The 11,888-nt window shown below is 43.8% G+C and carries 9 protein-coding genes and 2 pseudogenes; all 11 read left to right on the top strand.

The genetic code is table 11. The features are described from left to right. The first annotated feature begins 52 nt into the window (after nt 1-52). The 11 genes and pseudogenes from istA (at nt 53) to N4T56_RS14535 (ending at nt 11,780) form a co-directional block, all read left to right on the top strand. On the top strand, nt 53-1,570 hold the full coding sequence (istA, locus tag N4T56_RS14585) for an IS21 family transposase (protein ID WP_188927181.1): 1,518 nt from the start codon (nt 53-55) through the stop codon (nt 1,568-1,570). Next, nucleotides 1,560-2,322: pseudogene (gene istB / locus N4T56_RS14580) on the top strand (IS21-like element helper ATPase IstB). The gene istA and the pseudogene istB overlap by 11 nt, the downstream one beginning before the upstream one ends. 286 nt (nt 2,323-2,608) lie before the next feature. Then, entirely contained in the window at nt 2,609-3,016 is a 408-nt protein-coding gene (locus N4T56_RS14575; RefSeq protein ID WP_188952828.1) for a hypothetical protein, read from the top strand. Next, a complete protein-coding gene (locus tag N4T56_RS14570) occupies nt 3,006-3,203 on the top strand; it encodes a helix-turn-helix transcriptional regulator (RefSeq protein ID WP_188952830.1) in 198 nt (65 codons plus the stop codon). Before N4T56_RS14575 ends, N4T56_RS14570 begins: the two co-directional genes overlap by 11 nt. A gap of 821 nt (nt 3,204-4,024) precedes the next feature. Then, complete coding sequence (locus N4T56_RS14565) at nt 4,025-5,284, top strand: efflux RND transporter periplasmic adaptor subunit (protein ID WP_261733726.1); 1,260 nt, start codon at nt 4,025-4,027, stop codon at nt 5,282-5,284. A 37-nt stretch (nt 5,285-5,321) separates the two neighbouring features. Beyond that, the gene (locus N4T56_RS14560) at nt 5,322-5,543 is read left to right on the top strand and encodes a hypothetical protein (protein ID WP_261733725.1); all 222 of its coding nucleotides are present in this window, start codon (nt 5,322-5,324) and stop codon (nt 5,541-5,543) included. Nucleotides 5,544-5,675: 132 nt separating this feature from the next. Beyond that, nucleotides 5,676-6,374: an ABC transporter ATP-binding protein gene (locus N4T56_RS14555; protein WP_261733724.1), complete on the top strand. Its 699-nt coding sequence runs from the start codon at nt 5,676-5,678 to the stop codon at nt 6,372-6,374. 10 nt (nt 6,375-6,384) lie between these two features. Then, the gene (locus tag N4T56_RS14550; RefSeq protein WP_261733723.1) at nt 6,385-7,698 is read left to right on the top strand and encodes an ABC transporter permease; all 1,314 of its coding nucleotides are present in this window, start codon (nt 6,385-6,387) and stop codon (nt 7,696-7,698) included. Nucleotides 7,699-7,720: 22 nt separating this feature from the next. Further along, nucleotides 7,721-8,932: pseudogene (locus tag N4T56_RS14545) on the top strand (FtsX-like permease family protein). A 92-nt stretch (nt 8,933-9,024) separates the two neighbouring features. Beyond that, a complete protein-coding gene (locus tag N4T56_RS14540) occupies nt 9,025-10,437 on the top strand; it encodes a sigma-54-dependent transcriptional regulator (protein ID WP_261733722.1) in 1,413 nt (470 codons plus the stop codon). Beyond that, nucleotides 10,437-11,780 carry a sensor histidine kinase gene (locus N4T56_RS14535; protein WP_261734840.1) on the top strand — a complete coding sequence of 448 codons (1,344 nt, stop codon included), beginning with the start codon at nt 10,437-10,439 and terminating at the stop codon, nt 11,778-11,780. Before N4T56_RS14540 ends, N4T56_RS14535 begins: the two co-directional genes overlap by 1 nt. Nucleotides 11,781-11,888 lie beyond the last annotated feature (108 nt).

The raw sequence follows: 11,888 nt of genomic DNA, 5'->3' as shown, positions 1-11,888 counted from the left end.
ACTGATCCACATATTTAATACCTCCTGCCCCCCTTAAGCAGGAGAATGTGGAGTGATTGATGTGTCATTATTAAGTGTTATACGTCGATGGTATTTTCGTGATGGGTTATCCCAGCGAGAAATCACTCGTCGCACTGGATTGTCTCGCAATACTGTACGTCGTTATCTTAAAAGCGACATTGCAGAGCCTGCTTATCCTCAACGTGACTTGCAGAGTAAGGTAAAAGCGTTCGAAGAAGTGCTCATTAGTTGGCTGAAGCGAGAAGCAAGGCAACGACGCAAAGAGCGTAAAACCGTTAAAAATCTGTATGAAGACTTGTTACCCATGGGCTATTCAGGCTCATATGACAGGGTTGCTGCGTTTGTACGTAAATGGCGTGAAGAGCAGAGATTAACTGCATCCAACCAAGTTTACGTGCCACTTGAGTTTGCTGCTGGTGAAGCCTTTCAATTTGATTGGGGCGAGAACTATGCCTTCATCGATGGTCGTAAAACCAAGCTGCAAGTCGCTCACTTTAAGCTCAGTCATAGCCGAGCATATATTCTGCGAGCCTACCCCACGCAAAGCCATGAAATGCTGTTTGATGCTCATAATCACGCGTTTCGGGTGTTTAACGGTGTGCCAGAGCGCGGGATTTACGACAATATGAAAACAGCGGTTGATAAGGTGCAAAGAGGCAAGGAGCGTATTGTTAACCGCCGCTTCCTAACCATGGTTAGCCATTATCTGTTTGAAGCTGACTTCTGTAATCCAGCCGCAGGTTGGGAAAAAGGCCAAGTTGAAAAGAATGTGCGTGATGCGCGATCAATTATCTGGCAACGTTTACCGCGCGTGAGCACGCTAACTGAGCTCAACGATTGGCTAGAGGCGCAATGCATTGCCGACTGGCAATCACGTAAGCATCCTCAGTTTACGGATAGAACCATTGAAGATGTGTGGTATCAAGAACAACGCCAATTGATGAAAGTAACCGCACCGTTTGATGGCTTCATAGAGCATAGTAAAAAAGTATCCTCTACCTGCTTAGTCAGCTTCGACCGCAATCGTTACTCTGTGCCCGCAAGCTTCGCTAACCGGAGAATTAGCCTGCGCGTGTACCCAAGTCGGCTGAGCTTCATCGCTGAAGGGCAGCAGATAGCGGAGCATCCCCGCTCGTTCATGGTGAATCACGATGTACCCGGCAAAGTCATTTACGACTGGCAACACTATTTGCTGGTCGCGCAACGTAAACCGGGGGCACTTCGCAATGGTGCGCCATTTAATACTATGCCCGATAGCTTTAAGCACCTGCAATCCATTTTGCTGCAACGAGCGCGCGGGGATAAGGAAATGGTCGAGGTGTTATCGTTGATATTGCATCACGACGAAGCCGATATTGTGAAAGCGGTTGAAATGGCCTTAGACGCAGGCTGCCCATCTAAACAACATGTGATGAACTGTTTAAGCCGCGTAATTACTCCACCACAGCCTGCGCCCATCCCGATTGGTAGCAGCCTGCAATTAATCACTGAACCAACCAGTGATGCATCACGCTACGACACATTACGAGGTAAACGCCATGCACACTGAAGCTCTATTACACACCCTTAAAACGTTGAAGCTACATGGCATGGCGAGCAGTATTACCGAGTTGACCTCGCAAGACTCACCTGCTTACAAACAAGCTTTACCAATACTCGACACCCTAATAAAAGCCGAGGTAGCAGACAGAGAAGTGCGCAGTATTGCCTATCAAATGAAAATCGCGAAGTTTCCTGTTTACAGAGACCTTTACGGCTTCGACTTCAATGAAAGTGAAGTCGATGAATACCTGATTAGAGGCTTACATCGTTGTGAGTTCATTGAAGATTGCCAGAATGCGGTGTTCGTCGGCGGCTCTGGCACAGGTAAAACACACTTAGCAACGGCTACTCGGGGTGCAAGCCATTCAACATCATCAATACCGAGTACGGTTCTTATCCACTATCGAGTTAGTGAATACCTTAGAGCTTGAGAAACAAGCAGGTCATGTTGGCAGAATGGCCAATCGCCTAGCCAAGTGCGACTTGGTGATACTCGATGAGTTAGGTTATGTGCCGTTTAGTCAAGCGGGCGGCACTCTGCTGTTTCATTTACTCAGTAAACTCTACGAAAGTACAAGCGTACTTATCACCACCAACCTCAACTTCACTGAATGGTCGAAGGTATTTGGGGATGCAAAACTCACTATGGCCTTGCTAGACAGATTGACTCACCATTGCCATATAATTGAAAGCGGCAATGACAGCTACCGATTCAAAGAATCAACTAAAAAATCAAAGGAGAAAAAGGCTAGAAAATAGACCATAATTATGGTCATATAACACCAATTGGGTGGATCACTTTTAGATGCAAATCGTGGATCAGTTTTACCTGCAAATTAACACGCGTTAACTCATAAACATTCTAAATCAACACAAAAATAACGATGACAGATTGTGACCTCCTGTGACAAGATAACCTGATAAAATATCAGGTTTCTTTGACATTGCCACTGAGTAAATGTAAGGTATGCTTGATACAATGTAGTTTGGTCATGGCACTCGAAAATCCAGTTGAATTTAATTTAAAGTTAAATAGAGAATTAATATGAGTAATGTATTAGAGAAAAATGAAAAGAAATTCACAGTAAAATTTCTTTTATGTATAGCAATGTTTTTAGGTGTTCTTGCTCTATCTGTAGTGTTAAATGAAAATAATGATCTATCTACAATTAGCAAAGGGCTTCTCGCCATGTTGCCTGTGGTTCCTATCATTTTTTTATTATATGTAGTGGTAAACCAATATCGGTCGTTTGATGAATATATTCAAAGAGTGATGGGAGAGAGTTTACTTTGGGCAGTAGGAGTCGTTGGGTGTATAGCTATGGCTTACGGTTTATTAGGTGAAATGGTTGATGTCCCAACCCTTAACCCGGCCTTTATGTTGCCAGCCATCGCAGTAGTCTTTGGTATAGCGCAATATATCCAACTGAAAGGTGAAACCTATGAAGAGTAGGTTAAGGGTTCTCCGAGCAGAGAATGGTTGGTCTCAAGCGACTTTAGCTGAAAAGTTAGAAGTATCTCGACAAGCGGTTAACGCAATAGAAACAGGTAAGCATGATCCTTCGTTAACCCTTGCCTTTTCAATTGCTGAAGTTTTTGGAAAAAGAATTGAAGAAATTTTTTTCCCTAACGAGCTGTAAATTAAATTTTATTATCTGTACAGAGTTTTTCGCTTAGTTTTTCCACTAAGCGACGTGTTATTCTGTTTGTAGTGGATTACTTAAACTGGCCACTTGCTTGTAGGTGATACTCGTACTTTGTCATAGCTGAGGTTATCCGAAATATGGAAACTTTAAGAATTTCGTAACTCGTTTTTGTCCAAAAACGAGTTATTTTTAGCTTTCAAATGCCCAAATTCAACTCTGAACTTGAGGCCGTTGAAGAAAATGACGTGAGCTAGCCATGGATGGCGAGCTAGCTTTAGAGGGGAAGGGTCGTTCCTTGGCATCCATGCCACCACGACATTCGTGAATCCTTCACATCAGACTCCCATCTGAAGCGTTAGCATTTTCACTCTTTATTGCAAAATGGAGTCGAAGCAGGCTACAAACGCGGTCAGAAGATGGATTACATTTCCGTCGCAATTTTTTCGCTGCTGTTGTTTGGTTAAAAAGCGAAAATGTTGCCGGAACGGCAGGGGTGATCCAAGAGGGGATTGCTGTTGATCCCCTTTTGGCCGGTGCAGGGTGGAACCTTGCGATCTTAAGCGTTAGTGGCCGCAGGCCATAGGTACAAAAAGTACATGAACACAAAGTAATCCAAAGTGTCCGCTCGGACACTTTCCCTATTACCGGACAGTTTTTAATGCTGTCCGCGGACACTTTTAACGTGTTCGCCTCTTATGTTTTATTTCTATCTTTATGAAAAATAATAATAAATAACTATTGGCATGGCTTGTGCTTTATCTTAGATATAAACGTGAAGTAGTACGTGCTGTCAACGTGTTACCTAAGGATTTGAGATGATTAAAGACACTAGTAGCCAAGATACCCTTGTAGCGCCGAAGCTAGGGCGCAAGCTGCGCCTACCCTTAATAATAGGTTGTGGCGCCATTTTGATGAGCGCGTTGGTGTGGGCGAGTTTTAGTCATGACAGTAATCAACGTTCAGTTGATGGTGCTGATTTACGTTTGGCAACTTTAACCCGTGGCACTTTGGTTCGTGATATTGCCACTACCGGTAAAATTGTCGCCGCCAATGCACCCATTTTATATAGCACGGAAGAAGGTGTGGTGACGTTATTAAGCCAACCGGGTGATGAAGTTGAACTTGGGCAAGTGGTGGCGAAGGTTGAAAGCCCACGTTTGCAAAGCGAGTTGCAGCAACAGCAATCATTACTTGAAGGTATGCAAGGCAGCCTTGAGCGGGCTAAGTTAGATGCCCGCCGCGAGCAACTGCGCGTCAGCCAAATTTTAGACATGGCCAAAGTGGATTTAGAAGCGGCAGATCGTGAAAGTCGTCGTGGTGACCAACTGATTGAGTCCAGTTTGATCAGTCGAATTGATTTTGAAAAAAGCAAAGATGATTTACATAAAGCCAAACTGCTGCACAAACATGCTCAGCAAGAAGTTGAGTTAATGCGCGACACCCTCAGTTTTGAAATTAAAAACCGTACTCTTGAAGTTCAACGTCAGGCCATCGTGGTGCGCGAACTCACACGACAAGCGAATGCGCTTAATATTGTTGCGCCAGTGAACGGCATTATTGGCAACTGGCTGGTGGAGCAAAAAGCCCGTATTGGTGCGAGCCAGCCGATGTTAACCGTTGTGGATTTAACCGCCTTTGAAGCAGAGCTTGCTGTCCCCGAGTCTTATGCTGATGAGTTAGGTTTAGGCATGGATGTCGAGTTGAGTTTTGGCAACGTTAATGTAGTGGGGCAACTGTCGTCAATTTCACCTGAAGTACGTAATCGTGAAGTGACTGCAAGGGTGCGTTTTGCTGACAGTAACACATTATCGTTACGTCAAAATCAGCGTTTGTCTGCCCGAGTCTTACTGGAAAACAGACCTAATGTATTAATCGTCAAACGCGGTGATTTTCTCAATATGGGCGGCGAAGTTGCGTATCAAGTGAATGAGGCTATCGCGCATAAGAAAGCCATTAAATTAGGCGCACGCAGCATGAGCCAGGTAGAAGTGATTGAAGGCGGTAAAGAAGGGGATGTTTGGGTGATATCTGGCACCGAAACCTTTAAAAATGAGCCTACTATTCAAATTCGATAAACAGATTAATAGACACTCAACTGAGTAAGGACATTCTATGACTTTTATTCAACGTAGACAGCTTATTGCGCTAGTAGCGTTATTTATTCTTGCAATGGCCGTGAGTTATCGTATTGATAATCAGACAGATTGGTTATCGGTTAGTTTGCAATTAATTGATATCAGTAGCCAAGCCAGCACGCGCTTAATAGACATCAATTCAGCGGTTAGTTTACACATTAATATTAACGACATGCTTAACGTAAAGCTGCAGTTTTAGCCCATTTAGAGTAATAACATCGCCTTAGCGCTGTTTTTACATGACTCAATTTGAGCATTCGAGTTTTGACTAGTAAGACATTCGCAGTAGAAGCACTGGAATGCAACAACCTAATAAACCAAGGAAGCCAATATGTTATCGATGAAAAATATCAGCAAGGTGTTTAAAACCGACCTCGTTGAAACCCACGCGCTACGCGACTTTAACCTTGAAGTGAATGAAGGCGAGTTTGTTGCGGTAACAGAGCCTTCTGGTTCAGGTAAAACCACCTTTTTGAATATTGCAGGTCTGCTTGAAGGCTTTAGTTCGGGCGAATACAGCCTTGATGGCGTGAATGTGTCTAATTTAAGTGATAACCACAGCGCTAAAGTGCGTAATGAAAAAATTGGTTTTATCTTTCAGGGATTTAATTTAATTCCCGATCTTAATTTAGCCGAAAATGTTGAAGTGCCATTGCGTTATCGCGGTTTGAATGCCAGCGAGCGTAAGCGTCGAGTCGAATCAGCGTTAGAGCAAGTCGGGCTAGGTGCGCGGATGAAGCATTTACCGACTCAATTGTCTGGTGGGCAACAGCAGCGGGTCGCCATTGCGCGCGCATTGGCGGGCGAACCACGTTTTTTACTTGCTGATGAACCGACGGGTAATTTAGACAGCTTAATGGCGCGCCAGGTGATGGAGCTTTTAGAGAATATTAATCAGCAAGGCACCACCATTATTATGGTGACCCATGACCCTGAATTGGCTCGTCGGGCTCAGCGCAATATTCAAATTGTTGATGGTCAGGTGTGTGATTTTTCGATGTACCAACCTGCTGCAACTGGCACTCGTTAAGGGGAACATCATGTTTTTTTATTATTGTGATTTAGCTTGGCGAAGTATTCGTAAAACGCCGATGTTATCCATGTTGATGGTGTTAGCTATTTCAATTGGTATTGGTATTACCATTACGACTCTTAACGTGTATAAAACCATGTCTTATAACCCCGCGGGCGATCGCAGTGAGGTGATAAACTCGGCGCAATTATGGAGCCAAGGGTTAGACACCTGGGATGAGTTTAGCTCAAACATCACCTACAACGATGCTATGAACTTGCGTAATAACGATGAATTGAGCCTAAAAGCGGCAACTTATCGTACCGGTTTAGCGTTGCAGTCTGATAACCCCAAAATTGAGCCTGTTTTACAAAGTGTGCGTGTAACAGACAGAGACTTTTTCAGGATTTTTTCGGTGCCATTTTTATATGGCAGTTATTGGGACGCCAACGTTGATTTACGCCCCGCGTATCAAGTGGTGATTAGCCAAAAGTTAAACTTACGCTTTTTTGAAGGCAAAAACAGTGTGGGCAAAACAGTATTTCTAGACCGTAAACCTTACCAGATAGTTGGGGTTATTGAGGACTGGAATCCACAACCTAAATATTACGACCCGCTCAATGGGGCTTTTAATGATGCAGAAGAAATCTTTATTCCTTTTTCGTTAACCGCTCAGGAAGAATTCGATGTGTGGGGTAACACCAGTGGCTGGCAGTTCGAGCCAATGCTCACTTACAGCGATCGCTTAGCATCAGAGAAAGTGTGGATTCAGTTTTGGACAGAGCTTAACAGCGAAGATGAAAAGCAAAATTACCAAAGCTGGTTAACTCGTTATGTTGAGCAGCAACGTGTCATTGGCCGTTTTACTGATACTGCTAAAACGTCAGCGGAAGCCGTACAAATTAGCGATATCGATAAATGGCTTGAAGACAACAATGTGGTACCAGAAGACAACAAAATTCTTGTCGGTTTAAGCTTGCTGTTTTTAAGCGTGTGTCTGGTCAATATTCTTGGATTGTTACTGACTAAATTTTTAAAGCGTGCGCCTGAAGTGGGAGTTCGACGTGCTATTGGTGCCAGCCGTAGGCAGATATTTAGTCAGTACATGGTCGAGGTGGGCATGATTGGCTTTATTGGTGGAGTGGTAGGGCTGTTATGGGCTTGGGGTTCGTTAACCGCGCTGCACAGTTATTTTTCAATGGATCAAAGTGTTACTGGGCTTGATGCCAGTATGTGGGTTATTACACCGTTAATTGCTATTTCTACCGCGGTATTGGCTGGGGTTTATCCTGCATGGGTGGTGTGCCGCACTAAACCGAGTGTGTATTTAAAAACTCAATAACGGATTCAATAAGGACATCACCATGTTTCATATCAAACCGATTTTATCGAGCTTAATGCGCAGTAAAAGCGCGCCGATTTTATTACTGTTGCAGATCATTTTATCCGTTGCGATAGTGTCTAATGCCAGCTTTATTATTAACGAACGTTTGTCGTTAATGCAGCGTGAATCGGGCTATGCAGAAGAGCAAATATTGACATTTAGTATGTACAACTTTGATCCATCAATCGACAACATGAAGCAAAACCAAGTGAATGCAACAAATTTTGCGTTCATTGCCTAATGTGATTGATGCCAGTTATAGCAATATGTTGCCGTTAAGCGACAGCGGTTGGATGGACCGCTATGTTGACGGCTACCTGATGCTGACACGGCTAAAGGCACACCCGGTTTTGCTTTTTATTTAGGTAATGAGCACTTACTCAATGTGATGGGCGCTAAGTTAATTGCCGGGCGAAATTTTACCGCCGATGAAATTAATACCAGCTTAGATGACAGCGGCATGATGGCGTTAGTATCGCAACCCCTCGCTAAGGCATTTTGGGGCGAAGAATCACCATTGGGTAAAACCATGTATCAGGGCGCACAAGCCGTCACCATTATTGGTGTGGTCGATAAGTTACAAGGGGCTTGGATTGACCATGAAAACTTTGAATACAGCGTGATCCAAAATATCGATTTTGGTGGCAGTAGCAGTAATAAGTCTTATATGGTGCGGGCATTACCAGAACACATTCCAGCGTTAGAAGAAACCATACGTAAAGCACTGCATGCTGAAAATCCAAATCGTGTGTTAGATCATTTTCAAACGCTCAGTGAGATGAAAAATCTAACCTACAGTAACCATCGTTTAATGGCGACCGTATTGAGTATTATGGTGATATTACTGTTACTGATTACCGCGCTAGGATTAACCGGTATGGTGATGTTTAATATTCAACGCCGCACCAAACAAATTGGTACTCGTCGTGCCCTAGGCGCTAAAAAAAGAGACATCATTCAATATTTTATGGTGGAAAACTACTTGATATGTATTGTGGGTGGCGTGATTGGCGGCATGTTAGCATTAGTGCTTGGGCAACAATTAATGTCGCTATATAGTTTACCTATGGTGCCAGTGATTTACCCGCTTGTCTCAATGATAGGTTTGCTGGTGGTAACAACGTTGGCGGTAATCGTGCCTGCAACTAAGGCAGCGAATATTTCACCGGCTATGGCAACGCGTAGTGTGTAAGTTCGCGATTGTTATTCGAATTTTATGTTGTTTTACGGTAGCTTGATGCTACCGTTATTTACAAATTACTCAATGAGAGCCACATCATCGTAATGGATAATATTTTAATTGTTGATGACAACCACGCTATTTGCCAGGCACTTGCACTGATGATTGAGTTGCATGGCTATGATGCCATTTATTGTCATTCGCCCGATGATGCCATTGATATTGTTAGCAATAAAGAGATTTGCTTAGTTATTCAAGACATGAACTTTAGCCGCGACACCACCTCCGGTGAAGAAGGCAAGCAACTGTTTTATGCATTGCGTCAGTTACAGCCTAATTTACCCATTATTTTAATGACCGCCTGGACCCAGTTAGAAACCGCAGTGGAGTTGGTTAAAGCGGGCGCTGCCGATTACATGGGCAAACCCTGGGATGATGCTAAGTTACTAACCAGCATCGCTAATTTATTATCGATATACCGCTTATCACAACAAAACAATCAACTATCGCGGGTGCACAGCGACCGAATGTCGGCGATTAATGGTGCTGAGTTATGTGGACTTGTATTTGCCAGTGGGGCTATGCAGCGCTGTGTCGATTTGGCCTTACAAGTGGCGCGCTCAGATGTGTCAGTGATGATCACCGGCTTTAATGGTGCGGGCAAAGACAAAATAGCCGACATTTTACAAGCTAACTCCCCGCTTAAAGATAAGCCTTTTATTAAGGTGAACATTGGTGCATTACCAATGGATTTACTCGAGGCTGAGCTGTTTGGTGCAGAAGCGGGGGCGTTCACCGGGGCGAATAAAACTCGCGTTGGTCGTTTTGAAGCCGCCGATGGCGGCACATTATTTTTAGACGAGATTGGCAATTTGCCCTTGTCTGGCCAGGTAAAACTATTGCGGGTATTGCAAACCGGTGAATTTGAGCGCTTGGGCAGTCATCAAACCCGCAAAGTGAACGTGCGAGTCATTAGCGCGACCAATGCCGATCTTGCCGATGACATTGCCAATGGACGCTTTCGTGAAGATTTGTTTTATCGCTTAAATGTGATTGAACTCAGTGTGCCGCCGCTCAAACAGCGCCAAGATGACATTTTACCCTTGGTAACCCATTTTATGGGTGAGCAGTTTATTATTAATAAGTCGACTCAGCAGGCGTTAATAAATCATTGCTGGTCTGGTAACGTACGCGAGCTAGAAAATGCCTGTAAAAGGGCTGCGTTGCTAGCTAAGTCAGCACAATTAACGATTGATGATTTTGGTTTAAATACCCTGCCTGCAAGTCAAATTGAAGTAGGTGCGAGTCATAATAATCTAAGCCCATCTTTTTCTACTCCACCCGTTGAACAACAAGATAATGCGCCCTTAATCAATGAGCCTGATAAACAGCAAATAGAAGCGGCATTAACTCAGCATAATGGTGTTATTGCCAGAGTGGCTAAGTCATTTGGTTTAAGCCGTCAGGCCTTGTATCGGCGTATGGATAAATTTGGTATTCGAGACGCTAAATCATGATGTTGTCGCTGCGAACTAAACTGGTGTTAGCCAATATGCTTAGCTGCCTGCTAGGGTTACTTTGTGGCGCGCTGGTGTGGTTTAGCCTAGGTGACAGTGCCTTATGGTTAGCGCTGATTGTGATGCTGGCGGTCTGTTATTTTTGCAGCATCTGGCTAACAAGACGGTTAAGTGAAAGTCTGCAAGCACTTGAAATCGGTTTACTTAATTTTAAAGATAACGATTTTAGCGTGTCTTTGCATCCTTATGGCGAACCACAGCTTGATAACCTAGTGCTTTTATATAACCAAGCGTCTGCCAAGCTGCGCAGTGAGCGTCAGTTTATTTACCAGCGTGAGTTAATGCTCGATAAAGTCATCCAGAACTCGCCAAATGTGATGTTATTGATTGATGATTCTCAGCGGGTTATTTATGCCAATGGCGCCGCAAGACATTTATTTAACCACGGGGTTAACGTTGAAGGCATGTTAATGCCTGAGTTGGCAGAAATGTTACCTGATTCGCTCAAAAACGCCTTAAACAGCGAGCAAGAGGGGCTGTTTTCCATGACGGATAACGAGGCAGGTAAAGCAGGGGATAATGCAACAGACGGCGATATTGAAACTTGGCATATTTCCCGTGGTCGCTTTACCCAAAATAACCAGCAACATCATTTAATTCTGCTCAAACAACTGACCAAAGAGCTAAACCGCCAAGAAGTGGCTGTATGGAAAAAGGTGATTCGGATTATCAGTCATGAGCTTAATAATTCGGTTGCGCCAATCGTGTCGATGGTGAATTCGGGTAAGTTGTTAACTCAGCATTTAGATAATTCTAAATTGCAGCTTATTTTTGATACCATCGAAAATCGCACCAGCCACTTAAGCCAGTTTATTTCTCACTATGCGCAATTTGCTAAGTTACCTTTACCGAAAAAAGCGCTGGTCGACTGGACGCGTATGACGCAACAATTGACCCAGCAATATGCGTTTAAGCTATTAACGCCGCTGCCAACTTTAAACATCAAGCTCGACGCTGTGCAATTAGAACAAGTGTTAATTAATTTACTCAAAAACGCCCATGAATCGGGTGCAGACATAGACAGTGTGTCATTGGCATTTGAAGAAACTACTCACCCAGTGAGTGGATTAATGATTAAGGTAGATGATCTCGGCTCTGGCATGTCTTCTGAGGTTTTGTCGCAAGCTTTGTTACCTTTTTATTCCACAAAACAGTCGGGTACAGGCATTGGCTTACCATTGTGCCGAGAAATAATAGAAGCGCATGGCGGGCGAATGAGTATGCAAAATCGCCCAGAAGGGGGCTTAAGTGTTAAAGTATGGTTGCCTTATCAAGCAAGCTAATCTTTGCCTTTTTAACCACTCTTGTCGGGGCATCAGTTTGGTGCTGAGCATATTTTATACTGAATAAGGTTACATTATCGCGTGTAGTTTACGCTAATAGCAGTCTGA

The organism is Shewanella phaeophyticola, assembly GCF_025398315.1.
GTDB classification, from domain to species: Bacteria; Pseudomonadota; Gammaproteobacteria; order Enterobacterales; family Shewanellaceae; genus Shewanella; species Shewanella phaeophyticola.
This window is presented reverse-complemented; position numbering and strand designations above follow the sequence as displayed.

What these genes read in the sequence shown, in the direction of transcription:
- N4T56_RS14575 (WP_188952828.1), top strand. Translation starts at nt 2,609, where the DNA reads ATGAGTAATGTATTAGAGAAAAATGAAAAGAAATTCACAGTAAAATTT.
- N4T56_RS14570 (WP_188952830.1), top strand. Translation starts at nt 3,006, where the DNA reads ATGAAGAGTAGGTTAAGGGTTCTCCGAGCAGAGAATGGTTGGTCTCAA.
- N4T56_RS14565 (WP_261733726.1), top strand. Translation starts at nt 4,025, where the DNA reads ATGATTAAAGACACTAGTAGCCAAGATACCCTTGTAGCGCCGAAGCTA.
- N4T56_RS14560 (WP_261733725.1), top strand. Translation starts at nt 5,322, where the DNA reads ATGACTTTTATTCAACGTAGACAGCTTATTGCGCTAGTAGCGTTATTT.
- N4T56_RS14555 (WP_261733724.1), top strand. Translation starts at nt 5,676, where the DNA reads ATGTTATCGATGAAAAATATCAGCAAGGTGTTTAAAACCGACCTCGTT.
- N4T56_RS14550 (WP_261733723.1), top strand. Translation starts at nt 6,385, where the DNA reads ATGTTTTTTTATTATTGTGATTTAGCTTGGCGAAGTATTCGTAAAACG.
- N4T56_RS14540 (WP_261733722.1), top strand. Translation starts at nt 9,025, where the DNA reads ATGGATAATATTTTAATTGTTGATGACAACCACGCTATTTGCCAGGCA.
- N4T56_RS14535 (WP_261734840.1), top strand. Translation starts at nt 10,437, where the DNA reads ATGTTGTCGCTGCGAACTAAACTGGTGTTAGCCAATATGCTTAGCTGC.